This is a genomic window from Cupriavidus sp. 2SB (assembly GCF_005503625.1).
Taxonomy (GTDB): Bacteria; Pseudomonadota; Gammaproteobacteria; order Burkholderiales; family Burkholderiaceae; genus Cupriavidus.
Genome location: NZ_SCMX01000035.1, coordinates 42886 through 66828, shown reverse-complemented (window position 1 = coordinate 66828; position 23943 = coordinate 42886). Strand labels below are relative to the sequence as shown.

Sequence of the window (23943 nt, the reverse complement as noted above, 5' to 3'; positions counted from 1 at the left end):
GTACAATTCGTGACATTGTTACAACCGCTCAAAGTCACGGTCTGCCATGCGTATCCTGCTGATCGAAGATGATCGTCAAATCGCCAGCGGCGTGGAGGCTGGCCTGTCGCGGGCTGGGCACCAGGTTCGCGTGGTGCATGACGGCGTCTATGCCACTGACCATCTGCTCAAGGAGCAGCATGACCTCGTTATCCTGGATCTGGGCCTGCCCGGTATCGATGGGATGACGCTTCTTGCGCGCTATCGGGCGCGCAACCGCACCACGCCGGTGATCATTCTCACCGCGCGGGACGAGCTCGAAGACAAGCTCTCCGGCCTCAATGCCGGTGCGGACGACTATCTGGTGAAGCCTTTCGCGCTGCCCGAGCTGGAAGCGCGCGTGCGCGTGCTGCTGCGTCGCAGCCAGCATGGCGAGGCGGCGCCGGAGCGCGATGTGCGTCTGGGTCGACTGCGGCTGTCGGGCAATGATCGGCGGATGTTCGTCGATGGCCGGCCGCTGGAGTTGTCGCCGCGCGAGTTCGCGGTGCTGGAGTTGCTGCTGCAGCGCCAGGGTCGTGTGGTGAGCAAGGCACAGTTGCAGGATCACCTCGCCACGTTTGCGCACCCTGCCGGTGAAGGCGGCGATACGGTTGGCGATACGGCGATCGAGGTCTACGTGCACCGGGTTCGCAAGAAGCTGGAAGATGCGGACGTGGAGATCGTCACCGTGCGCGGCTTTGGTTATCTGCTGCAGATCCGTGCCGGACACTGAGCCCTGCCCTGCAGAGCGCTCGCCCGCGCACCCTTCGACGTCCTGAATCGCCATGTGGCCGCGTTCGCAATCCTCCTCCGCTCAGCCAGGCGAACCCACCGCGCGGGTGAAGAACCGGCGCGGCAGCACGATGCTCCGCACGTCGAACCAGAGTCTGCGGATTCACCTGCTGCGCGCGCTGGCCACGCCGCTGTTCGCGCTGGTGCTGACCAGCGGGTCGCTGTCGTACTGGCTGGCCGCCCACTACACCACGCAGGTATTTGACCGCGCCTTGTATGGCGTGGCCAACAACATCGCGCAGCAGATCCGCATTGCCGGCCCGCGGCTGGAACAGGACATTCCGACGATTGCGCAGACGCTGGTCGAAGCCGAAGGCTCGGATCGCATCTACTGGCGCATCCATGGCCCGGACGGCCTGATCGGTGGCATGGACACCTGGCTCGGCTATGGCACGGGCCAGACGTCGCTGCACGACGCGCGACTGTTCTATGCGTGGTTCAGCGGCAAACAGGTGCGTGCGGTGCGGCTGCCAGTGAGCCTGCCGAGCGCAGCCAACGATGAACTGGGTACGACGGCGGAGCCGCAACTGCCGCGCGGGCCCATTGTCGTGGAAGTGGCGGAGTTGCTGGATCGACGGGAAACGGCGGCCAACGAGATCCTGCTGTCGGTGTCGGTGCCGCTGATCCTGTTGCTGCTGGTGGGTAGCCTAATCCTGTCGCACGTGCTCAAGGAAGAGCTGGTGCCGCTGCAGATCCTGACCGACAAGCTGAATCGCCAGACGGCCAGGTCGATGGCCCCGCTCGACGAGACCCAGGTGCCGGCCGAGGTGGAGCCGCTGATCCGGGGCCTCAATGCGCTGCTGTCGCGACTGCGCGATGCGCTCGATGCGCAGCGCAAGTTCATCGCGGATGCCGCGCACCAGTTGCGCACGCCGCTGACCGCCGTGAAGCTTCATGCCGACCGGGCGATGGAAGCCGATACGCTGGAGGTGGCCCGCCAGGCGTTGCGTGAAGTACAGACCGCATCGGACCGGGCCGTGCGCTTGTCGAATCAGTTGCTGTCGCTGGCACGTGCCGAACCGGGCCTGTCGCTGGAGCGGCTCGGGCCCGTCGAACATTTCGACCTGGCGGAACTGGCGTTCGAAGTGGGGGCGGAATGGGTGCCGCAGGCACTGGCGCGGCGCGTGGATCTCGGCTTCGAAGTCCTGCCCGGCCCAACGTTCACGGGCAGCGCGCCAGCCGTGGTGCGCGGCAATCGGCTGCTGATGCGCGAAGCGCTATCGAATCTCGTGGATAACGCCGTGAAGTACGTGCCGGCTGGCGGCCGCATCACCGTGCGCGCCGGTGGCGAGACGATGGGGCATCGCGGCATGGCCGTGGTGATGGTGGAGGACAACGGTCCCGGCATCGCACCCGCGCGCCGCGAGGAAGTGTTCAAGCGCTTCTTCCGCGGCGATCACACGCCGGGTACGCAACCGGCGCAAGCGGCACCGAGTGGCGCCGGCCTGGGCCTGGCCATCGTCAACGAGATCGTGTTGCTGCATCAGGGCACGATCCGTATCGAGGACGCTCCCGCGCCTCAGCCCACCGCATCGGCAAGTTTTGCCCCCGCTATCGCAGGCGCCGAGGATGGTGCGGCGCCCGAGATCCAGGAGCGCCGTGCGTCGATGCGCTTCGTGATCCGGATTCCGTGCGAAGCGCCGGGCACGACGCAGGGCTGATTCCCGCTTACTTCTTGTCCTTCGGGGCCAGCATGGTGTGGCGGCACTTCGGGCTGCCGCAACGGCACTCGTATTCCTTCTTCAGCTTCTTGGTATAGCGCGCGTCAATCACCAGACCGTAGTCATAGAACAGCTCTTCACCTGCGGCGATATCGCGCAGCGCGTGGATAAAGACCTGTCCCTTCTTCTCGCGCGCCTCGCAGTTCGGTTCGCAGGCGTGGTTGATCCAGCGCGCCCGGTTGCCGCCGTACTTGGCGTCGATCACGTTGCCGTCTTCCAGACTGAAATAGAACGTGTGATTGGGATCGGTCGGATCGTGCGGATGGCGGTTGAGCGCCTCCTTCCACGAGATGTGCTCGCCCTTGTACTCGATCACCCGCTCGCCCTCGCCAATGGCGCCAATCGCGTATACGCCCTTGCCATGCACGCCAGACTGTCGCACTTCGATGCGATCGCTGGCGGTTTTCTTCTTGCCTGCCTTCTTCTCTTTGGCGTCCTTGGGCTTGTCCGACATGTGCTGAGGTTCCTGGGGGTGGGGAAATGGGCCGCCGGTCCAGTCCGGCGCGAACCGGATGATACCTGCGCGCCATGCGCAGGTATACGCTCGCCCGACGTATACCGATGTGGATAACCGCGCCATTTTCTGTGGATAAGCGCGCGTGTTTCGTGTGGGCTGCCTGGGGTTGGCCTGGGGAAGGTATACGAACAAGTCAGCACGTATACGTGACCCCCTTCCATCGAACGGATGAGTCATCCACGGCGGCCAACATTTCCTCCCTACGGTTTCGGTATACGTAAACGCTTGATCCTATTCACGTATACGTACTTATCCACAGAAACGGGCGGTGCTTATCTATCACTACTATTTGTATACATGAAAGAAAGATGTAAACCGTACGGTTGAGATACGAAGGAGGGGCGTATACGGCGGCCCTCTGGAATTTCCCTCTTTTTTTGCTGCGATGAAAAAATGAGCAGTCAGAACGCTGCCAGCAGGGGGGCGATGAATCTGCAGGTCCGGTATACCGCGTATACCGGCGTGACTTGACCACTGTAAGTCCCGATGTGCCTTCCGCGGTCCTCAGAAGCTCTTGGAGGCGTTTTGCCGACGTATACGTCCCCGAGCCGCTCTTGGCGCCCAAAACGCCGTATACGCCTTCTGAGCGCCTCTGACGCATTAGATGACGTATACGCAGGGGTATACGTCGCGGCGGCGAGCTGCGAAACGGCTGCTCGAAAGACCCCCGGCCAGTACTCCAAATCCCCGCGAACCGTGTCCTGAGGCGGGTTGGCGGCGACTCTCCGTAACAAACCTTTCCCGGTGCGGCGTGTCCGACACGGTATGATGTGGCCCGCGGCGTCTTTGCCAGGGCGGCTTTCCCGAGGAAAGTCCCAGGGCCGGACGTCAGTTTTTCCAACTCGATACGGAGTGAAGCATGACGAAAACCGAACTGATCGACGCAATCGCAGCTGGCGTGGACGGTCTGACCAAGGCCAAGGCCGAGCAAGCCCTGAACGTGACGCTGGGCGCCATCATGGACGCCGTTGCCAAGGGTGACACCCTGAGCCTGATCGGCTTTGGCACGTTCAGCAAGGGCGAGCGCGGCGAGCGCATGGCCCGCAACCCGCGCACCGGCGAAGAAATCAAGGTCGAAGCTGCGAAGACCGTGAAGTTCAAGGCAGGCCAGAAGTTCAAGGACGCCGTGAATCAGTAATGCCGACGGGCACGTTGCTGGCCCGGTCCGCATGACCCCGCCGTGCCGCCGCCGGAGCCCTTCAGCGGCACAGGCGCGCAGCGCGCGGGGACGTTATCCACAAAGCATTCCCCTCGGATTCACGTGCAGAATTGCACAGTTGGCAGCACCGTTACGGACGCTGTCTGCATGAGTCAGAAATCCCCGTTCGCGCTTGTCTGAACAAGGCTTTGCGCGAAATCAGGAATCCCGGGTCGGCATGACCGCCCTGCTTGTCGATGCGCAATTCTCCACAGCGTTATGCACAACGCTTTCCACACAAGGTTCCACAGCGTTCTCCACAGGCCGTGAAGCGCGCCTGGCGAACTGTTGCGAGCGTTCTGGCCGTCGCCCTGGTCTGCGGTTGCACCACGGCGCCACCGCGCACCGCGCGTCCGCAGGCGGTGCCATTGCCTGACTATGAGCGGGTGAGTACGCCACCCGGCGCGACGCCGCGCGAACGCATCGTCGATATCGCGCTGCAGGAGTGGCGCAAATGGGGCAGCCAGGTCGTACACATCGCACGTGACGATACGGCTTGCGTGACGCATAGCCCGCTGCCCGCCCCGAACCTCACAGCCGCCGCAGAGACGGGTGCGCAGAATTCCCGGAATGGTGCCGCTTCCGGCGCGTCGGCGGATGTCGATGCCGAAGAGCATGGCGATAACGCCAGTTGCCTGCGCTTTCCCGATGGCACGGGCATGGAAGCCACGCCGCAAGGGTGCCGCATGGCGCAACGCTATTGGGGCATCGTGGGCGAGGCGCCCGACTGCCGGCAGGTCACGCAAGGTGCGTGGGCGTGGTCGGCGGTGTTCATTTCCTGGGTCATGCGTCGCGCGGGACTCGACAATGACCAGTTCCTGACCGGCCAGTCGCATTCGATGTACGTGGTGGACGCGCGCGACGGCATCCTGCCGCGTCCGGCCTTCCACGTCGAACCGCTGCCGGCGCTACCCCGCCCCGGCGACATGATCTGCGCCGGCCGGGGACGCGACAAATACATCGACGATCCCGCCGATATCGGTTTTGGCACGACACCCATGCATTGCGATATCGTGGTCGAGGTCGATCGCGCGGCGAAGGTGGTCAAGGCGATCGGCGGCAATGTCCAGCAGTCGGTATCGATGGACGTGATCGACCTGAACGACGCTGGCCAGCTCGACGGCTTCACGAACTCGCACCTGCCGTGGCTGCTGATCCTGCGTAACGACCTGCAGTAAGGCGCGAGCAACGGGCAGCGACCTGATTCGATACCGGTAGTCGCTTCACACCGTCGCCCCGCTGCATTGACGCAAATGTGGGTGGCGCGGAACACTGCGCGTTCGGTTTTTCGCCTTTCGCCTGCATGTCCACGCCTTCGCTTTCCAATCCGCTGGTCTCCCCCACCCTCGCCCGCCGACTCCTTGCCGAAGCACTGGGGACGGCCCTGCTTGTTGCCATCGTCGTTGGGTCGGGCATCCGCGCCGAACAACTGGCGGCCGGCAACACGGCCCTCGCCCTGCTGTGCAATGCCTTGGCCACCGGCGCAGGACTCGTCGCGTTGCTGATATCGCTCGGGCCGGTCTCGGGTGGGCACTTCAACCCGGCCGTCACGTTGGCACATCTATTGTCCAGACGGATTTCAATGACCACCGCATCGGGGTATATATTCGTCCAAGTGATAGGTGCGATGGCGGGAGTGGTTGCTGCGCATGCAATGTTCGGCCTGCCCTGGATATCGATGTCGATGCAGGCGCGTACCGGTGCGCCGATGTGGTGGAGCGAATCCCTGGCCACGTTTGGCCTGATCGGGCTTGGGATTGCCACCGGTCGTCATCGACCTGCCATGCTGCCATTTGTCGTGGGCGGCTACATCATGGCGGGATACTGGTTCACCTCATCCACCTCGTTCGCCAACCCCGCCCTGACTATCGCCTGTGCCTTCACCAATACTTTTACAGGTATTCGTTTTATGGATGTGATGGCTTTTATTTTTTCTCAGATATTTGGTGCGACGAATGCAGTGGCGTTATTTGATTGGTTGAGTGGATATCAGTCACCCAGAAATCCCATCCAATCATCCATCATGGAGCGGGGATCACAAGCCCCGCTTACCAGCGTCGATTGAGCTGGACGCCAAAGATCGAGCCGCTGGCCTGAGTGGCCCAGGCGTCAGCCGGCGCGGCGAAGGTGATGCCGTCCACATCGTTGGCGCGGCTATACGTGTAGAAGGCCCGCAGATTTGCGTTGCCGGTGGCCTTGCCGAGCGTCAGCGTCGGTGCCACGGTGAACGCCGTACGCTGGCCGCCCACCCCAAACCCGGACGAAATCTGGTCGTGCGCCACCTCGAAGGTCAGCTTGAACTGGTCGCTGGCCACAAAGGCCGGACGCACGCGCGTGGCAGCCCATTGCAGGGTGCCCATATGGGAGCGGTCCAGTTGCAGGCTCGATTCCACCGATCCGGCCAGGCCGGATTTGCCCTTCCACTCCATGGATTCCGCTACGCGTACCCGCGAGAGGTCCGTCCCCATGCCGGTGTATCCGGTCATGGCGGTGCGGGAACCCTGCCCGTACTGCACGCCCAGCCGATTGGTGCCGAACAGCACGCCTTTTTGCTCGTGCATGGCGGAAGCCCACCAGGCGCTGCCGGTATCGGCGATTTCCTGCAGGGGTTCTACACGCGTGAAGCCAAGTTGGACAGAACCCTGGTCATTGGTGCCGATCGGGGACGTCCGCACGGTGTGATAGCTGGGCAGCTTGGCGCCATTTAGATCGTTACGCGCGGTGTATTGATAACTCAGCCCGTAATTGCCCACTTTGGCGTTGTCGATGCCGAACCGCATGGACGATGAGTTCGGCGGCAACAGGCCCGACGACATCAGGAAGGCGTTGCTGTCCCGGCGCCCGGCCCAGACGCTGGCCTCGTTAAGAACCGAGATGCCGGACAAGCCGCTGACCGAGGTGTAGAAGTTAGGCAGCAGCGCGTAGGGATCCACGGCAGCGGCCGTGCCGTTGACCGAGGTGGTGTTGGTCCCCTTGGCCTGCGCCACGAGCTGCACCTGCGTGCCGCCGCCCATGTCCACGAGCGATTCGCGGATCTTCACTTCCCCCGAACTGGTACAGGCCAGGCCCTGGCCGAAGCCAGCCGAGGGTGTACCACCGCCGGGGCAGGCTCGTTGGGTACCAGCGCGGTCTTCCACCGCCGCGCGTCCGCTATAGCCGAGTCGCCACACGGAGTCGCCCGCCGGGTCATCGGCAGGTAACTGGGAGCGGAGAACTGGCGGAGCATCGGATGGCGTTTCTGAAGTGGAAGATTCGCCACCCTCCTGCGCAGCCACGGGTGCCTGGCGCGGTGCGGCGGCCAAGGCGGGAAACTCGCCCAACCGGTTCGGAAACAGCACCAAAGGTGGCGGAGGCGGAGGCGGCGGTGCCAGCGCATCGGGCGGCCCGACGAAGTCGGGATTGGCATCTGCAACGGTGGTCTCGGCAGGCGGCGCGGCTTCCGTGGCGGTGGGTTCCGTATTTGACGCAGCCTGAATCAGCGCCGCCAGCGGATCGGCCGCCGCCGGTGCAGCAGGCGCTGCGGATGTCGTCGCAGCCACGGGTACGGCACCCGCAGCCACTGCGGAGTTGGGCTGCGCCGTACCGCGTTCCGCGATCATCGGCGGCGGAGCCAGACTGGTGCTGGCCGATGTGTTTCCCGTCAGGCTCCCCGATTGCGCACATGCCGTCATCCCCCACGCGGCCAGCACGGCAAATGCCAGGCGACGGCGGGCGAAATATCGGAACGGAGGCGAAACGGATGGCGGCATGGATACAACGGAACCGAACAGAACCGGCAGAGCCAGCACCGATGGAAGCTTGGGGAGTGAGGGCTCTGGTTTTAACAGTCGGACTTTTTGACCGCAAGCCGGGTTACAAAATCCATCAATCGTGCCGAAAAGCGTGCGAAATCCCACATCGCGAAACCTTTTTGAAACCTTTTCAGCCGTCGACCGGCTGCCTTCCAGGCACCGTTTTCGAGCATGCGGGAAAACCGTTGCAGAACTGCTACCGACTAGCGAAAACCCCCATCCTGCCGGCACTCCGTGCCCAAAACGCCACAGCTATAATCGTCCGACCTGTCTTCCAGGCCACGCCTTGGGGTCAAGGCAGTCTGCATACATATCAATATAAAAGAGGAGATATTCATGGAACGCCGTTCCTTCCTGTTGAAAGCATCGGCTGTCGCCGCCACTGGCGCGCTCGCCGCCTGCGGCAAGGAAGACAAGCCCGCCGCCCCCGCCGCCTCGGCCAGCGCGCCGGCGGCCCCGGCCGTGGTGGGTAGCAACCCGGCGGTGGAATGGCGCCTGGCGTCGAGCTTCCCGAAGTCGCTGGACACCATCTATGGCGGCGCCGAACTGCTGAGCCAACGGGTGAAGGAACTGACCGACGGCAAGTTCAACATCAAGGTGTTTGCCGCCGGTGAAATCGTGCCGGGCTTGCAGGTGCTGGATGCGGTGCAGAACCAGACCGTGCAGATTGGCCACACGGCCGGCTACTACTATTTCGGCAAGAACCCGACGCTGTGCTTCGACACGACGATCCCGTTTGGCCTGACCGCGCGCCAGCAGAACGCATGGATGATGCAAGGCAACGGCATGAAGCTGATGCGCGAGTTCTTCAAGGAATACAACGTCGTCAACTTCATGGGCGGCAACACCTGCGCCCAGATGGGCGGCTGGTTCCGCAAGGAAATCAAGACCGTGGCGGACCTGCAGGGCCTGAAGTACCGCGTGGCCGGGTTTGCCGGCGTGGTGCTGGCGCGCCTGGGCGTGGTGCCGCAGCAGATTGCCGGTGGCGACATCTACCCGGCGCTGGAAAAAGGCACCATCGACGCGGCCGAATGGGTGGGTCCGTACGATGACGAGAAGCTCGGCTTCTACAAGGTGGCACCGTACTACTACTACCCGGGCTGGTGGGAAGGCAGCGCGCAGCTGTCGTTCTACGCTTCGCAACCGGAGTTCGACAAGCTGCCGCCGCTGTACAAGCGCGCACTGGAAACGGCCACGATCGAGGCGCACACGAACATGATGGCGAAGTACGACACCGTGAACCCGCAGGCGCTGGCCCGTCTGCTGGAAAATGGTGTGAAGCTGCGTCCGTTCTCGAAGGAGATCATGGAGGCATGCTTCAAGGCCACGCAGGAAGCGTACGCCGACGAAAGCGCCAAGAACCCGTCGTTCAAGAAGATCTTCGAAGACTGGCGCGTGTTCCGCAACAACGAAGCCGCCTGGTTCAACGTGGCCGAGCAGTCGTTCTCGCAGTTCAGCTTCACGCGCAAGCTGTAACCCGTTTCGGACGATGCAGCGAAACCCGGCTCCGGCCGGGTTTTTTTCATGGCGCACAGCATGGGGGCAGGTTCATACGCAACCGGGCCACCGCGGGTAGAATCCGCCGCACCACAGGATATCTCCCATGCAACTCGGCATTCTCTACGCCTTGCTGGCGTACATCATCTGGGGCCTGCTGCCCCTCTATATCAAATCGCTGCACGGCGTGGCGCCCCTCGAAATCCTGCTGCACCGGATGGTCTGGTCGCTGGTGTTCCTCGGCGCGATCCTGTTGTGGCGCCGTCACTTCGGCTGGCTGCGCGAGGTGGCGGCCAACCCAAAGCTGATCCTCAACTTCGCGGCCAGTGCGGGACTGCTCTGTTGCAACTGGTTCCTCTATATCTGGGCGGTGTCCGCGGATCGTGTGGTGGATGCCAGCCTCGGCTACTTCATCAATCCGCTGGTCAGCGTGCTGCTGGGTGTGTTGCTGCTGCACGAACGCCTGCGCTGGGGTCAGTGGCTGGCTATTGCCGTCGCCGGGGCCGGAGTGCTGTGGCTGACGTGGTCGGCGGGACATTTGCCGTGGATCGCGCTCGGCCTGGCGGCATCGTTCGGCGGCTACGGCCTGCTGCGCAAGACGGGTGCGCTGGGTGCGCTCGAAGGCTTGTCGCTGGAGACGCTGCTGTTATTTCCGGTGGCCGCCGTCGCGCTGGGTTCTCTTTTCATCACCGGGCACGACACCACGCGTGCGGCCACGCCGCTCACGCAGATGCTGTTGCTGCTGGCCGGGCCGGTGACGGCGGTGCCCTTGCTATTCTTCGCTGCGGGCGCCCGCCGGATTCCGCTCTCGATGCTCGGCATCCTGCAATACGCGGGACCGACGATCCAGCTCGCGCTGGGTATCTGGCTGTGGCACGAGCCCTTCCCGCAGACGAAGCAGATCGGCTATGCCCTGATCTGGATCTCGCTGGCGATCTACGCTGTGGAAGGATTGGTCGTCAGTCGCTGGAAATCGCGAGAGGCGATTGATACGAAAAATAAAGCTCATAAAATTTAGCCATTAAAATTCGTGTGATAGATATAAAGATGGGCGTGTGATCGCCGTTTCCTTAAATTGGCGACCACACTATACTGTACATCCATACAGTAATCCAACGTCTCCTCTGACTCATGGCCTCCGTACCCCGGCGAATTGCTCATCTCGACATGGATGCGTTCTACGCATCGGTCGAACTGCTGCGGTACCCGGATCTGCGCGGCCAGGCCGTGGTGATCGGTGGGGGCCGCAACGCGATACCGGAGACGTTGCCGGATGGCAGCCGCCGCTACGCGCGGCTGCGCGACTACGTGGGGCGCGGCGTCGTCACCACATCCACCTACGAGGCGCGGGCGCTGGGCGTGTTTTCGGCGATGGGCATGATGAAGGCGGCCAAGCTCGCGCCCGACGCCATCCTGCTGCCGACCGACTTCGACGCTTACCGCCGCTACTCGGGACTGTTCAAGGCCGCTGTACGAACATTCACGGAACAAATAGAGGATCGCGGGATCGATGAGATATATATCGATCTTACGAATATTGAGGGTGAGGCCAGGCAGGTGGCTGCGGATATCAAGGCTGCGGTGAACGATGCCACCGGCCTGACCTGCTCGATCTGCGTGGCGCCGAACAAGCTGCTGGCCAAGATCGGTTCGGAACTCGACAAGCCCAACGGCCTGACCATTCTGACGCCTGCCGATATTCCGCTGCGGATCTGGCCGCTGCCGGCCCGCAAGGTCAATGGGATTGGTCCGAAGGCGGCGGAGAAGCTGGCGGCCATTGGCATCGAGACCGTGGCGCAGCTGGCCGAGGCGGATCTGGCGCTGCTGCAGACCCATTTCGGACGCAACTATGCGGCGTGGCTCGTGGAAGTGGCCCATGGCCGCGACGAGCGCCAGGTGGTGGTCAGTTCCGAGCCCAAATCCATGAGCCGCGAGACCACCTTCGAGCGCGACCTTCATCCGCGCGGGGACCGTCCCGTGCTATCCGAGCAGTTCACGAAGCTGTGCATGCGGGTGGGCGAAGATCTGCGGCGCAAGGGCTACGTGGGGCGCACCGTCGGCATCAAGCTGCGCTTCGACGATTTCCATACGGTCACACGCGATCTGACGATGACCGCGCACACCGCCGATGGTGGCGACATCCGGCGCGGCGCCACGGAATGCCTGAAGCGCATTCCGCTGGAACGCCGCATCCGGCTGCTTGGCGTGCGCGTGAGTGCCTTGATGCCAGCCGCCGAGCAGGGCGACAACCCCGCGCCGGTACAGGAGGCATTCCGGTTCGACGAGGACGGTTCCGAAGACTCACAAGTCGACGCACACGACGAAAGACAGGAGGAGGGCGACCGCGCCGAGCCACCGGCCTAAGCCCTCCGCCCTGCACGCCTATCTATCTCCCGGTAGAATCGGCGGCTTCCCCCGGTACGCCGAAACAGGTGCGGGGAGCTCTCCACAAGCCGCCCCATGACCTCCACCACCGCACAACGCGCGGCCGCGCCCGCTGCATGGATCACGCCGCTGCTGGCCGTGGCCTGCGGCATGATCGTCGCGAATCTCTACTATGCCCAGCCGCTGGTGGGGCCGATTGCGCAGGCGCTTCACCTCTCGCCGGAGGTGGCGGGCCTGATCGTGACGCTGATCCAGATTGGCTACTGCGTAGGCCTGCTGCTGCTGGTGCCACTCGGCGATATCGTCGAGAACCGCAAGCTCGTGCTGACGCTGGTAGCCGGGTGCGCGGTGGCGCTACTGGCTGCATCGCTGTCCACCCATGCTGGCGTGTTCCTGGTGGCGGGATGCGCGATCGGACTGTGCTCCGTGGCCGTGCAGGTGCTGGTGCCATTTGCCGCACACCTCGCGCCCGAACACATGCGCGGCCGGGCCGTCGGCAATGTCACCAGCGGCCTGCTGATGGGGATCATGCTGGCGCGCCCGGTGGCGGGCCTGGTCTCGGACGCATTCGGCTGGCACGCCATCTTCGCGGCATCGGCCGTTGCCATGGTGCTGCTCGCCGTGGTGCTGGCGCGCAAGCTGCCGCAGCGCCGCCCCGCGCCAGGCGTTCACTACATCGCGCTGCTCGGTTCGATGATTCACCTGCTGCGCACCGAGCCGGTGCTGCGTCGCCGTGCGGCGTACCAGGCCAGCATGTTCGGCGTGTTCAGCCTGTTCTGGACCACCACGCCGCTGTACCTGGCCGGGCCGGCCTTCCGGATGTCGCAGACCGGTATTGCGATCTTTGCGCTGGTGGGCGTGGCGGGTGCCGTCGCCGCACCGATGGCAGGCCGCTATGCGGATCGCGGTCACAGCCGCCAGATGACCGCGCTCGCCCTGGCGCTGGGGGCGGGATCGTTCCTGCTGAGCCGACTCGGCGTGGAAGGATCGACGCTCTCGTTGTTGTCGCTCACGGCTGCGGCCATCCTGCTGGACTTCGCCGTCTCCACGAATCTGGTGATCGGCCAACGCGCCATCTTTGCATTGTCCGAGGCGCACCGCAGCCGCCTCAATGGTCTCTACATGGCGATCTTCTTCGTGGGCGGCGCCATCGGGTCATCGGTAGGCGCGTGGGCATTTGCGCGGGCCGGCTGGCCGCTGGCAAGCTGGATCGGGTTTGCGCTGCCCGCGCTCGCCCTGCTCTACTTCCGCACAGAACGTCGTTGATCCCGTAGACCGGTCTGCCGCGCGACGCCGGGCGTCGCGCGGCACCTGCCGTCCTTCCTCCCCTTCCCCCCTTCTCCTTCTCCTTGCGCCACCGCAATTCCCTGCGATAGCCGCCGCCAGGCGCCTGCACTACACTGTGCCGGTTGCGCCGCAGGACACGCCTGCGCGCCATCATTGCCGCACGCTGCATTTCTCATTGCCACCGCCTGCCGAATGCCGACGTTGTCGACGGCGCGAAACGCGGGCCTTGCCGGGAGAGACGTTCCGATGAGTTGGCGCAAATTGCTACCGAGCCCGCGATGGCTGCCTCGCGAGGTGCTGATGCATCCGCATCGCGTGGTGGTAGTGGGTTTCGGTATTGCCATGGTGTTGATGATCAGCGTGGGTGCGCGCGATCTCTACCTGTTGCGTGAACGCGTACTGGGCGCGCGCCAGCATGACCTGACCCTGCGCGCGCTCGGCATCGATGCGGTGATCTCTGCCGAACGTTTCAAGCTCGAATTCGTACGCGACTACGCGCAGCAGCTGATCTCTATCCAGCAAGGTCCCGACGCATTGCCGACCGATACGGTGATCGAGGAAGCCTACGCCGCCCGCAACCACGCCGAATGGACCATGGCGGTCCCCGAGGGCGATGCTTCCGTGGTGGGCGTCTCTGCGGACAGGCTGCATGGCCTGGAGGGATTCGAGCGTCGCGACGCGGATCTGCGTTCGGATCTCTACGCCGCGCGCCAACTCAGCCATGTGCTAGGCATCAGCCAGCGCAGCAACGACGATACCGAGAGCGTCGTCACGTTTATCTCGAGCAACGGCTTCTATGTCACCTATCCGCCGCTGTCCGAGGCCAAGGCCGGCGAGCTGATGCAACGTTTCAGCCAGATGCCCTACTACCGCAATCTGCTGCCCGACCGGAATCCCGAGCGCATCATGCGGCTCGCGCCGATCTACACGCAGTTCGAGAGTACCCGGCAACGCACCACGACGCTGAGCATCCCGGTCTACGTGGGCAATCGTTTTCGTGGCGTGGCGGCGCTCGATGTGGACCTGCCGAAGTTGCGCACGCTGATCGGCGAACCCGAACAGCATGGCGCCGTGCGCTATCTCATGGATCGCAACGGCGCGATCTTCGCAACGAGCGACAGCAGGGAGCGGATCGACCTGCGCTGGCCCGCCGATGTGGGCGCGCGGTGGCGCCACACGTCGCTGGCCGACTTGTTTGCCAAGGGCAACGGCATACTGCATGTCGATGGGCAATATCTGCTGTTCCAGCAGGCCGGCGGGCGCGGCAACTGGCTGATCTTCGAGACCTTCGATGACGCCGATGTCTATCGCGCGGTGTTCCAGCGGACCAGCCTGCCGCTGCTGGCGATCTGGCTGGCGTTGCCGCTGCTGATGCTGGTCACGCTGCGCGTGGTCAACCACCTGTTCAGCCACTACCTTGCCGTCGGTGAAAAGCTGCAGGCGATGGCGGAGACCGACCCGCTCACGGAACTGGCGAATCGTCGATCGTTCAGCAACCGGTTCGCCGTCGAATCCGCGCGGCGGCACCGCGACGGCGAGCCACTGGCCATGCTGATGCTCGATATCGACTTCTTCAAACGCGTGAACGACAGATGGGGCCACGCCAGCGGCGACCAAGTGCTGCAGGCGTTGTCGCACGCGCTGCGCGACAACCTGCGTGAAATGGATGTGCCCGCACGAATCGGTGGCGAGGAATTCGCAGTGCTGCTGCCGGGCGACACGCTGGCGGAAGCCACCGCTACCGCCGAGCGCCTGCGCGCAATCGTGGAGACGCTCGGCGTTGTACCGGCGCCCGATGCGCCGCCAGCCGGGATGGCCGACGGACGCATCCGCTTCACCGTATCGATTGGCGTCGCAGAAGCCGGGATCGACGGGTGCCAGACACTCGATGCCATGCTGGCGACGGTCGACCGCCGTCTTTATGCCGCCAAGGCAGCGGGACGCAATCAGGTGTGCGCGGCGGATGGGCAGGACGGCAATGCAGCGGCGCCGCCAATCCAGGCATGAGGCAGTTCATGGTCGTCTCCCCAGAAACCAGTGACAGGTCACGCGTACGGTCAGCGCAGCAGGAATGCGATGTCGTCGGCCGTGATGACCGAGACAGGAATACCTTTGCGACGCTGGAACAGGATGTGCTGCTGCACGCGGCTGCGCTGGTCCGCGAACGTGGCCGGATCGATCGGCGTACCAGCGCGCACGTAGTGCTGTACCAGCAGCTTGTAGGCGCGATGGCGGATCTGCAGCGTCTCGTTGTCCGCGCGTAGCCTCTGCCATTCGGAGGGACTCAGATCCAGCGTGTGATTCAGTTCATCGACCGTGCGCGTATGCAGGTCGCGATACAGATCGCGCTCGGCCTCGGCGCGATGCAGCTCGTCGCGCAGCGCCATGATCTTGTGCTGCAGCTTCAGCGTCTGCCCGACCGCTGCCTGCATGCCCTTGGCGGCTTCCAGCGCCTGGTTGGCGGCGGCAACCGTGCTTTTCCACAGGCCGCGATCGGCCCCCACGTCGAGCTCCGGCGGCCAGCCGTCCGACGTCTTGATCGATGTATCCATGCGTGTTGACCCCTTAGACACTCTGCTTCTTTTTTAAAACACCCGACCTACCCGAAACCTGCATTTCCGGATACCCGAGATCCGGAGTGGCCGTCGCCTCGTCGTGCGGCGGTCCTTGTCTGCATGCGGAGGTGTTCCGCATCGTCGTCTGCGCCCGTGTCGGTGCGGCAGATGACCGAAGTCAATCGTAGAGAGATGTCGGACGTCCGCCAAGTCAAAGATGTGCAGATCAGATATGGGACACCCGACGATGCCAAAAAACGACAAGGGCCATGCAGACGGACACCGGCACGGGCCCGCGACACCCACGTAAACCCCGAGCATAAAGCTGTCGTTTTGACAGGAATTTGACAGTTCGGCGCTCCTAGAATCCGGCCCAGGATGCCAATAAAACCCAGGAGACTCACCATGCCCCGCTCGCTTGCCCGATTTACCCACGCCTTCGTTGCCACGGCCACGCTTGCGGCCGCCGTGGTGGCAGCGCCCGCCTACGCGGTGGACAACCTCAAGGTGATGATCGGCGCCAATCCCGGCGGTGGCTACGACCAGACCGGCCGCACCATCGGCGCGGCCATGATTGCGGCGGGCACGGCCAAGAGCGCGTCCTATGACAACAAGGGCGGCGCGGGCGGCACCATCGGCCTGACCCAGTTCGTGAACACGGACAAGGGCAACCCCAATGCGCTGATCGTGACCGGCGCGGTGATGGTGGGTGCGATCGAGACCAACAAGCCACCCGTGACGCTGAAGAACGCCACGCCGATCGCGCGACTGTTCGCCGACACGATGGTGCTGACGGTGGCGGCCAATTCGCCGATCAAGTCGCTCAAGGACCTGACCACGCAACTGAAGGCCAACCCCGGCAGCGTGAGCTGGGGCGGCGGCTCGAAGGGTTCGATCGACCACATCCTGGCCGGCCTGATTGCCAAGGAAGTGGGCGTGGATCCGAAGAAGGTCAACTACGTGCCGTTTGCCGGCGGTGGCGAGGCATCGGCATCGATCCTGGGCGGCCACGTGACCGTGGGCATCGCTGGCGTTTCCGAATTCCTGCCGTTCATCAAGACGGGCAAGATGCGCGCGCTGGCCGTGACGTCGAAGGACCGCACCGCCGAGATCCCCACGCTCAAGGAGCAAGGCGTGAACGTGGAGATCTACAACTGGCGCGGCGTCTACGGCGCGCCCGGCACCACGCCCGAACAGCGCAAGGCCATGATCGATGCCGTGGTCAAGGGCACCGAGAACAAGGTCTGGAAGGACGCGCTGCAGAAGAACGACTGGACGCCGTTCCTGCTGACCGGCGACGAGTTCGGCAAGTTCGTGGATGCGGAATCCGCGCGCCTGGGTAGCACGCTGCGCGAACTGGGCGTGGCGAAGTAATTCGCGCAAGCACGTCCCGCGCGATTCGCATCACAAGAACGATCCAAGAGATCGGCATGACCGGACGCACCGCGTGGTGCGTCCCCTCGCCTTACCCCACCACATCCCCCGCACAGCGCGGATGGCTCGTTCATCCGGGAGCGCCATCATGAAACCGTCCCACGTCTGCATCGGTGTCGCCGTCCTGGCGCTGTCCGTATTTTTCTTTGCCGGCCTGCCGGGCATTTCGGGCGAGGAAGGCTACGCCGGCCTGTCGCCGCGATTCGTGCCCACACTCGTCGCCATCGGCCTCGCCGTATGCGGTGCGTTGCTGACATGGCAAGGCGTGCGCGGCGGCTTCCGCAACATGCCGGAGGAAGATGCCGAGCTGCCCGCGGCGCCGCACAATTTCAAGGGCTTCCTGTGGGTGGCAGCCGGCCTCGTGGCCAACATGGCACTGATCGGCATGCTGGGTTTCGTGTTCTCGTCGACGCTGATGATGGTGTGCGTGGCACGCGGTTACGGCAGCCGTCGCATCGTGCGCGATGCGCTGATTGGCTTGCTGCTCACGGTGCCGATGTGGGCACTGTTCGATTTCCTGCTCGGCATCAACCTGCCGCTGCTGCCGGTGGCGGGCTTCTGAGTCCGCACCTGACTGCCAACAACGGGAGGCTTCTGACATGGATACCCTGAACCAACTCATGCACGGCTTTGCCGTGGCCATCACGCCCATCAATCTGCTGTGGGCACTGGTGGGCTGCTTCCTCGGCACCGCCATCGGCGTGCTGCCCGGCATCGGCCCGGCACTGACCGTGGCCATGCTGCTGCCGCTGACCACCAAGGTGGAACCGACTGCCGCGCTGATCATGTTCGCGGGCATCTACTACGGCGCGATGTACGGCGGATCGACGACATCGATCCTGATGAACACGCCGGGCGAATCGTCGACCATGGTCACGGCGATGGAAGGCAACCTGATGGCCAAGAACGGCCGTGCGGGTCCGGCACTCGCCACCGCGGCGATTGGCTCGTTCGTGGCGGGCACGATCGCCACCGTGCTGCTGTCGATGTTCGCGCCGGTGGCGGCGGACGTGGCGCTGCAGTTCGGCCCGGGCGAATACTTCATGATCATGCTGCTGGCCTTCACGACGGTCTCTGCCGTGCTGGGCTCGTCGCTGCTGCGCGGTATGACTGCATTGTTCCTGGGTCTGGGCATCGGCCTGATCGGCATGGACTCGTTGTCGGGCCAGACGCGCTATTCGATGAACGTGCAGGAGTTGTACGACGGTGTGGATATCGTCGTGGTGGCCGTGGGCCTGTTCGCCGTGGGCGAGGCACTGTTCAACGCGTTCTTCCCGCAACCTGATGGCAGCTTCAACAAGCTGAGTTCGGTGCATATGAATCGCTCGGACTGGAAGCGCTCGGTGCCCGCGTGGATTCGCGGCACGCTGATCGGCTTTCCGTTCGGCCTGATTCCCGCAGGCGGCGCAGAGATTCCCACGTTCCTGTCGTACGCCACCGAGAAGAAGCTGTCCAATCACAAGGAAGAGTTCGGCAAGGTGGGCGCCATCGAAGGCGTGGCGGGTCCCGAGGCAGCCAACAATGCCGCAGTGACGGCCACGCTGGCCCCGCTGCTGACGCTGGGCATTCCTACCTCGAACACGACGGCCATCCTGCTGGCCGCATTCCAGAACTACAACCTGCAGCCGGGTCCGATGCTGTTCCAGACATCGGGCGATCTGGTCTGGGGCCTGCTCGCATCGCTCTACATCGGCAACGTGATGCTGCTGGTGCTGAACCTGCCGGCCATCGGCCTGTGGGTGCGCATGCTGCGCGTGCCCACGCCGCTGCTCTATGGTGGCATTCTGATTTTCGCGGGACTCGGTGCCTATGGCATCCGCCAGTCGTGGTTCGACCTGCTGCTGCTGTTCGTGATCGGACTGCTCGGCATGGCAATGCGCCGTTTCGATTTTCCGACCGCACCAGTCATCGTCGGCCTGATCCTCGGCCCGATGGCCGAGAAGCAGCTGCGCAATGCACTGTCGATTGGCCAGGGCGACTGGAGCCTGTTCGTGAAGCAGCCGATCTCCGCCACGATCCTGGCCATGACGGTGGCCGTGGTGGTGGTGCCGCGCGTGCTGCGCTGGCATGCCACCCGCTCGACGTCGCGTGCGGAGGCCGACAACGCCGCATAAGCGCCGCATGAGCGGTAAGTCCGGCCGGCTGCAGCGCGGCGGGCGCGATTCTGTATCATTGGCGCAAACAACACCTCTGCGCGCCGAGGAGACCGGAACGTGCCTGCCGCCACTTTCACACTTGCCGATATCGAGGCCACGCTTGAGCGCGTGCTTGCGCCCTGGGTGCGCGAGTTGGGCTTGCGCGCCGAAGCCGTGGATGCCAGCGGCGTAACGCTGCGCCTGCCATTTCGCGAGCATTTCCGCCATGCAGGCGGCGTGGTGTGCGGCCAGGTGCTGATGTCGGCCGCCGACACCGCGATGATCGTCGCCATCTCCGCTGCGCTCGGCGAGTTCCGTCCAATGACGACGGTGACCCTCACCACCAACTTCATGCGTCCCGTGATCGACGGCGATGTGCTGGTCCGCGCCAACGTGCTGCGGCTCGGCAAGACGGTCGTGTTCGGCGAGATCGAACTGACCGGCCAGGATGGCAAGCTCGCGGTGCAGGCGACAACGACCTACGCGCTGCTCTGACCGACATGGCATCTTCTTCCTCTTCCCAGATATTCGACCAGGTCGTCTTTGCCGGCGGCGGCAACCGCTGCTGGTGGCAGGCCGGATGGTGGGACACGGTAGCGCCTGAACTGCAACTGCGTCCGCGCGTGATCGCCGGGATCTCGGCTGGGGCCGCCACGGCGTGCATGATCTACGCGCACGATTCGCACCAGACCATGGCGTACTACCGCGATGTGCTGGCCGACAATTCGCGTAATGCCTATTGGGGCAACCTGCTGCGCCGCGAGCGCGTGTTTCCACACTACGGCATCTATCGCAATGCGCTGCTCTCGCTGTTTTCCGACAATCGGCTGGAGCGGCTGAAGGGTGCGCCCGAGATTCGCATCGGTGTGGCGCATATCCCGCGCTGGAGCGGTCCGCGTCTGGCAGTGGCGGCCGGGCTGCTCGCGTACAACATCGACAAGCACCTGCTGAAAACGCTGCATCCGCGGCTGGGCCGCTCGCTTGGGTTTCGCCCCGAGTTCGTGCGCGCGCAGGATTGCCGTTCGCCCGAGGACCTTGCCGATCTATTGCTGCAATCGGCATCGACGCCGCCCTTCACGCCCGTGCTGCGACGCAATGGCCGCGCGGTGCTCGATGGTGGCCTGGTGGACAACGTACCCGTGGATGCGCTCGACGATGCACCGGGCAATGTGCTGGTGCTGGTGACGCGTCTCTATCCGCGTCCGCGCCGCTTCATCGTCGAGACGGGCGGCCAGCGCCGCCTTTATCTGCAACCTTCGCAACGCGTGCCGATTTCAAGCTGGGACTATACGAAGCCCCAGGCGATGACACACGCATACGACCTGGGCCGGCGTGACGCCGAGACATTCCTGCGCGAATGGCCCGATATCAGGAAGGATTTACTGCCGGCGCAATAAGCCCGTTGTCTTCGGGGAACGCGCTGCCATGGCGCCGGTCGATCGTTTGGTAGGCGGCAACTGCCGCGAGAGCCAAGGAGGCATGAATGACAAAGCGTCAGGCATCACCCGAGATCGTCTTGCAGACAACTACGCAGACAACTACCCAGGCATCCACCCGTCCCCGCAGGCGGGCCAGCGAGGTCAGCGCCGAACCCGTCGTGGAGCGCGTACCGCGCAAACGCGATGCCCGCTCGAAGATGCGCGAGGCCGACCTTGTCGTGATCGGCGCGGGTTCGGGCGGCGTGGCTGCCGCGCGGCGTGCTGCATCGCATGGCGCGCGCGTGATCCTTGTGGAGCGTGACGCCATCGGCGGCACCTGTGTCAACCGGGGATGCGTGCCGAAGAAGATGCTGTCGTACGGTGCAGGCTGGGCGTCGATTCTCTCCACGTGCCTGTCGCACACAGGCGGCAAGGAAGACTGGCGCGATGCCATCGTGCGCGTGAATGCCGAGGTGGCGCGCCTCAATGCGTCGTACAAGCAGCGCCTCAATGAAGCAGGCGTCGAGATCTGGCACGGTGAAGCGCAATTCAACGATCGCGGCGATATCGTCGTCGGCAACGAAGTCATCCGCGCAAAGAAGACGCTGATCGCCACGGGCGCGCGTCCCGTGCCATTGCCTGTACCCGGTGGCGAACTCGTGACGTCGTCCGATGACGTGTTCACGTGGCAGACCGTGCCGGCTTCCATCGTCGTGATCGGCGGCGGATATATCGCAGTGGAGATGGCGTCGATTCTCTCGCGCTATGGCGTGAAAGTGGACCTGCTCGTGCGCGAGGACAGGCTGCTGAAACGCTTCGATCACGATATCGCGGCGGCACTGGCCGATGCGTTGGTGGCCAAGGGCGTGCGCATCCACTTCCGCGCGGAAGTCACGATGGTCTCGCAATCGAACGGCGCCATGGACGTCTGCTACAAGCAGGAAAACAATCCGGGCCGCATGCAAACGGTTCGCGCGCAAGCGGCGCTGGCCGCCATTGGACGCAAGGCGAATGTGGACGGACTCGGTCTGGAAGCGCTGGGCGTCAAGCTCGACGAGCACGGCGGTGTGCGCGTGGATCGGCAGTTCCGCAGCTCGGTGCGCGCAATTCACGCCATCGGTGATTGCATGGCCGGCAACATCCACCTGACACCGGTTGCCGTGGCACAGGGTCGCTGGCTGGCGGATCGACTCTTCGACAAGCGCGGCGATATTGCTGATTTCGATGCCGTGCCCACCGCGGTGTTTTGCGAACCAGCCATCGGTGCGGTGGGCCTGACAGAGGCCGAAGCCATTGAAGCCGCCGGCGGCAAGGCCGATCGCGTGCGGACCGAAATCAAGCGATTTGTCTCGCTCGAAAGCCGCTTCGGCGGCGTGCCGCAACAATCGGTCTTCAAGCTCGTGTTCAATGCACGCAGTGGCCGCGTCCTTGGCGCGCATTTGATGGATGGCGCGGCGCCGGAGATCATCCAGGTCTTTGCCGTGGCGCTGCGGCTCGGCGTGAAAGCCTCGCATCTGAAGACGACGATGCCGCTGCATCCTACGGTGGCGGAAGAACTGTTCGGCTAGGCAGGCAGGCCCATGCAAAAAGGCCACGCGATATGCCGCGTGGCCTTTTTGCCTAACACCAATCCTTCAGCGTGCCGACACACGCTCGACGTCAGGCAGTTTCCACTCCTTGTCGAAGAACGGCTTCTCCGGACCATAGAGACGGAACAGCAATTCGAAGCTTCCCTTCGGATCGGTGGACACCCAGTTGGCTTCCTTGCCCTTGGGCGCCTTCGGGCCGAAGTAGACTTCGACCACGCCATCGTTTTCCTTCTGCACACCCGTCGTCGTCGATGCCACGCTCGCGCGCGGCACATTGCGAATCAGCGCGTGCGTATTGCGGTCGTAGGCCGTGACCGACCAATACTGCTTGACCGGCGGATTCGCGGGCACGCGCAGGCGATACGTCTGCTTGCCATCCAGCGCCTTGCCGTCCTTGTCCTTGTTCACCATGAGATAGAACTGCGCGGTGCCGATGCGCTTGATGCCCGTGAAGCCCAGCGTGTAGGTCACGCCGCGCGCATCGACCGGATACTCGTCGACGTTGCCGTAACCGGTGGACACGGCACGAATCACCTCCGGCATCGCCGCAGGGAACCAGCGGTACTCGGGCACCATGCGATAGAAGCCCAGGTCATAGCGTGCGGATAGCTCCTTGTTAGCTTGTCGCGCAGCGGCATCGAGCGCCTTCTGCATATTGGCGTCGGGCTGATACGGCTTGCCCTTTTCGATGCCAAGCGTCTTGAGCTGATCGATCATCACGCGGTCGCGCTGGATCCACGGCTCCTTCTGCACCACGTCGTTGAGCGTCTTGAAGAACGATGCGTCATAACGAATCGTCGAATCGAATGGTACGTCGTAGGCATCGGTGAAGCGCGTCGGCGTCGGCGCACTGGCCTGCGACAGCGGATAGATCTTGACGCGCTTTCCGTACGCCACCGCTTTCGCCACATCGGCTTCACTGTGGCTAGCCAGGTTCGAGCGCATCAGCGCGAAGCCACCATAGGTGTCCGAACGCAGCACGACATAACCTTCAGGCGGCGTGTCACGATAATCCGGCGGCAGAATCAGATACTTGCCACCCTTCCCCTTGTCCGCGCCATCGGGACCGGCATCTTCGAGCGGCATCTGCCACGTCGTCACGATATTGGCTGCCAGTGAGCCGCCCTCGGCCGGCGGAATGTCGATCACGAGCGGCCCCGAGACCTTCGTGTTCACGAATGACATGAAGTAGATCGAATCCGGATTCGGCGTCAGCGTCTGGTTCTTCCAGTTCACAGGCTCCGACCAGTAAACGATTTCGTTCTCTTTGGCCGACGTACTACGCAACATTGCCTGCACCATCAACTCGGTGTTGACCGCCGGCATCCCCCAGATCACTGCCTCCACGGCACGGCGCTGTACCGGGTCATTCGAGGTGCCCGGCGAAGCAGCCCCCGCATGGGTTGCCGCCACACCGGCAAGTATCAGGATGGAAGTAAGCGCTTTCCGCATGGTGATCTCGCATCGTATGAATGCGGATGAGCGTAACGCAGCCAAGTGCCTGCGCAGCAGCGTGGCGATGTGAATGTTTTCGGGGGCGGTGTTAAGTGGAATCCCCAAACGGAATCCCCAAACGCAAAAACGGACGCCGAAGCGTCCGTTTTCA

Annotated in this window: 20 protein-coding genes; 16 read left to right on the top strand and 4 right to left on the bottom strand. The window is 63.8% G+C overall.

What is annotated here, in order from left to right; translation table 11 throughout:
• Nucleotides 1–46 precede the first annotated feature (46 nt).
• Nucleotides 47–751: a response regulator transcription factor gene (locus tag FFS21_RS17445; protein ID WP_137926040.1), complete on the top strand. Its 705-nt coding sequence runs from the start codon at nt 47–49 to the stop codon at nt 749–751.
• Between the two features lie 52 nt (nt 752–803).
• A complete protein-coding gene (locus tag FFS21_RS17440) occupies nt 804–2471 on the top strand; it encodes a sensor histidine kinase (protein ID WP_137926039.1) in 1668 nt (555 codons plus the stop codon).
• Between the two features lie 7 nt (nt 2472–2478).
• On the opposite strand, the gene FFS21_RS17435 is transcribed toward FFS21_RS17440, so the two are convergent.
• Complete coding sequence (locus FFS21_RS17435) at nt 2479–2985, bottom strand: SET domain-containing protein (protein WP_137926038.1); 507 nt, start codon at nt 2983–2985, stop codon at nt 2479–2481.
• A 922-nt stretch (nt 2986–3907) separates the two neighbouring features.
• On the opposite strand from FFS21_RS17435, the gene FFS21_RS17430 reads away from it, so the two are divergent.
• From FFS21_RS17430 to FFS21_RS17420, 3 genes are all read left to right on the top strand, one after another.
• Entirely contained in the window at nt 3908–4186 is a 279-nt protein-coding gene (locus FFS21_RS17430; RefSeq protein ID WP_019451897.1) for an HU family DNA-binding protein, read from the top strand.
• Between the two features lie 257 nt (nt 4187–4443).
• Nucleotides 4444–5424, top strand: coding sequence for a DUF2272 domain-containing protein (locus tag FFS21_RS17425; RefSeq protein ID WP_137926037.1), 981 nt, complete (start codon nt 4444–4446; stop codon nt 5422–5424).
• A gap of 125 nt (nt 5425–5549) precedes the next feature.
• Nucleotides 5550–6311: an aquaporin gene (locus FFS21_RS17420; protein WP_137926036.1), complete on the top strand. Its 762-nt coding sequence runs from the start codon at nt 5550–5552 to the stop codon at nt 6309–6311.
• On the opposite strand, the gene FFS21_RS17415 is transcribed toward FFS21_RS17420, so the two are convergent.
• Nucleotides 6295–7995, bottom strand: a complete 1701-nt coding sequence (locus tag FFS21_RS17415) for a carbohydrate porin (protein ID WP_137926035.1) — start codon at nt 7993–7995, stop codon at nt 6295–6297. The genes FFS21_RS17420 and FFS21_RS17415 overlap by 17 nt on opposite strands.
• 378 nt (nt 7996–8373) lie before the next feature.
• Here FFS21_RS17415 and FFS21_RS17410 point away from each other — a divergent pair, with 378 nt between their 5' ends.
• The 5 genes from FFS21_RS17410 (at nt 8374) to FFS21_RS17390 (ending at nt 15213) form a co-directional block, all read left to right on the top strand.
• Nucleotides 8374–9513, top strand: a complete 1140-nt coding sequence (locus FFS21_RS17410) for a TRAP transporter substrate-binding protein (RefSeq protein WP_137926034.1) — start codon at nt 8374–8376, stop codon at nt 9511–9513.
• A 127-nt stretch (nt 9514–9640) separates the two neighbouring features.
• Nucleotides 9641–10552, top strand: a complete 912-nt coding sequence (gene rarD, locus FFS21_RS17405; protein ID WP_137926033.1) for an EamA family transporter RarD — start codon at nt 9641–9643, stop codon at nt 10550–10552.
• 113 nt (nt 10553–10665) lie between these two features.
• Complete coding sequence (gene dinB / locus FFS21_RS17400; RefSeq protein ID WP_249359467.1) at nt 10666–11898, top strand: DNA polymerase IV; 1233 nt, start codon at nt 10666–10668, stop codon at nt 11896–11898.
• A 96-nt stretch (nt 11899–11994) separates the two neighbouring features.
• The gene (locus FFS21_RS17395; RefSeq protein ID WP_137926032.1) at nt 11995–13185 is read left to right on the top strand and encodes an MFS transporter; all 1191 of its coding nucleotides are present in this window, start codon (nt 11995–11997) and stop codon (nt 13183–13185) included.
• A 267-nt stretch (nt 13186–13452) separates the two neighbouring features.
• A complete protein-coding gene (locus tag FFS21_RS17390) occupies nt 13453–15213 on the top strand; it encodes a diguanylate cyclase (RefSeq protein ID WP_137926031.1) in 1761 nt (586 codons plus the stop codon).
• Nucleotides 15214–15263: 50 nt separating this feature from the next.
• On the opposite strand, the gene FFS21_RS17385 is transcribed toward FFS21_RS17390, so the two are convergent.
• Nucleotides 15264–15758, bottom strand: coding sequence for a hypothetical protein (locus FFS21_RS17385; protein ID WP_137926030.1), 495 nt, complete (start codon nt 15756–15758; stop codon nt 15264–15266).
• A gap of 408 nt (nt 15759–16166) precedes the next feature.
• Between FFS21_RS17385 and FFS21_RS17380 the strand changes: the two genes are divergently transcribed.
• The 6 genes from FFS21_RS17380 to FFS21_RS17355 all read left to right on the top strand — a co-directional run bounded on the left by FFS21_RS17380 (nt 16167) and on the right by FFS21_RS17355 (nt 22316).
• Nucleotides 16167–17135, top strand: a complete 969-nt coding sequence (locus FFS21_RS17380; RefSeq protein ID WP_137926029.1) for a tripartite tricarboxylate transporter substrate binding protein — start codon at nt 16167–16169, stop codon at nt 17133–17135.
• 148 nt (nt 17136–17283) lie between these two features.
• On the top strand, nt 17284–17757 hold the full coding sequence (locus tag FFS21_RS17375) for a tripartite tricarboxylate transporter TctB family protein (RefSeq protein WP_137926028.1): 474 nt from the start codon (nt 17284–17286) through the stop codon (nt 17755–17757).
• A 37-nt stretch (nt 17758–17794) separates the two neighbouring features.
• Nucleotides 17795–19309 (top strand): tripartite tricarboxylate transporter permease, encoded by a 1515-nt coding sequence (locus tag FFS21_RS17370; RefSeq protein WP_137926027.1) that lies wholly within the window; start codon nt 17795–17797, stop codon nt 19307–19309.
• 99 nt (nt 19310–19408) lie between these two features.
• On the top strand, nt 19409–19825 hold the full coding sequence (locus FFS21_RS17365) for a PaaI family thioesterase (RefSeq protein WP_137926026.1): 417 nt from the start codon (nt 19409–19411) through the stop codon (nt 19823–19825).
• 5 nt (nt 19826–19830) lie between these two features.
• Nucleotides 19831–20727, top strand: coding sequence for a patatin-like phospholipase family protein (locus tag FFS21_RS17360; RefSeq protein WP_137926025.1), 897 nt, complete (start codon nt 19831–19833; stop codon nt 20725–20727).
• 86 nt (nt 20728–20813) lie between these two features.
• Nucleotides 20814–22316, top strand: coding sequence for a dihydrolipoyl dehydrogenase family protein (locus FFS21_RS17355; protein ID WP_137926024.1), 1503 nt, complete (start codon nt 20814–20816; stop codon nt 22314–22316).
• Between the two features lie 66 nt (nt 22317–22382).
• On the opposite strand, the gene FFS21_RS17350 is transcribed toward FFS21_RS17355, so the two are convergent.
• The gene (locus tag FFS21_RS17350; protein WP_137926023.1) at nt 22383–23789 is read right to left on the bottom strand and encodes a DUF1254 domain-containing protein; all 1407 of its coding nucleotides are present in this window, start codon (nt 23787–23789) and stop codon (nt 22383–22385) included.
• Nucleotides 23790–23943 lie beyond the last annotated feature (154 nt).

Coding starts and splice junctions, on each gene's coding strand:
- FFS21_RS17445 (WP_137926040.1), top strand. CDS start 47: ATGCGTATCCTGCTGATCGAAGATGATCGTCAAATCGCCAGCGGCGTG.
- FFS21_RS17440 (WP_137926039.1), top strand. CDS start 804: ATGTGGCCGCGTTCGCAATCCTCCTCCGCTCAGCCAGGCGAACCCACC.
- FFS21_RS17435 (WP_137926038.1), bottom strand. CDS start 2,985: ATGTCGGACAAGCCCAAGGACGCCAAAGAGAAGAAGGCAGGCAAGAAG.
- FFS21_RS17430 (WP_019451897.1), top strand. CDS start 3,908: ATGACGAAAACCGAACTGATCGACGCAATCGCAGCTGGCGTGGACGGT.
- FFS21_RS17425 (WP_137926037.1), top strand. CDS start 4,444: ATGCGCAATTCTCCACAGCGTTATGCACAACGCTTTCCACACAAGGTT.
- FFS21_RS17420 (WP_137926036.1), top strand. CDS start 5,550: ATGTCCACGCCTTCGCTTTCCAATCCGCTGGTCTCCCCCACCCTCGCC.
- FFS21_RS17415 (WP_137926035.1), bottom strand. CDS start 7,995: ATGCCGCCATCCGTTTCGCCTCCGTTCCGATATTTCGCCCGCCGTCGC.
- FFS21_RS17410 (WP_137926034.1), top strand. CDS start 8,374: ATGGAACGCCGTTCCTTCCTGTTGAAAGCATCGGCTGTCGCCGCCACT.
- rarD (WP_137926033.1), top strand. CDS start 9,641: ATGCAACTCGGCATTCTCTACGCCTTGCTGGCGTACATCATCTGGGGC.
- dinB (WP_249359467.1), top strand. CDS start 10,666: ATGGCCTCCGTACCCCGGCGAATTGCTCATCTCGACATGGATGCGTTC.
- FFS21_RS17395 (WP_137926032.1), top strand. CDS start 11,995: ATGACCTCCACCACCGCACAACGCGCGGCCGCGCCCGCTGCATGGATC.
- FFS21_RS17390 (WP_137926031.1), top strand. CDS start 13,453: ATGAGTTGGCGCAAATTGCTACCGAGCCCGCGATGGCTGCCTCGCGAG.
- FFS21_RS17385 (WP_137926030.1), bottom strand. CDS start 15,758: ATGGATACATCGATCAAGACGTCGGACGGCTGGCCGCCGGAGCTCGAC.
- FFS21_RS17380 (WP_137926029.1), top strand. CDS start 16,167: ATGCCCCGCTCGCTTGCCCGATTTACCCACGCCTTCGTTGCCACGGCC.
- FFS21_RS17375 (WP_137926028.1), top strand. CDS start 17,284: ATGAAACCGTCCCACGTCTGCATCGGTGTCGCCGTCCTGGCGCTGTCC.
- FFS21_RS17370 (WP_137926027.1), top strand. CDS start 17,795: ATGGATACCCTGAACCAACTCATGCACGGCTTTGCCGTGGCCATCACG.
- FFS21_RS17360 (WP_137926025.1), top strand. CDS start 19,831: ATGGCATCTTCTTCCTCTTCCCAGATATTCGACCAGGTCGTCTTTGCC.
- FFS21_RS17355 (WP_137926024.1), top strand. CDS start 20,814: ATGACAAAGCGTCAGGCATCACCCGAGATCGTCTTGCAGACAACTACG.
- FFS21_RS17350 (WP_137926023.1), bottom strand. CDS start 23,789: ATGCGGAAAGCGCTTACTTCCATCCTGATACTTGCCGGTGTGGCGGCA.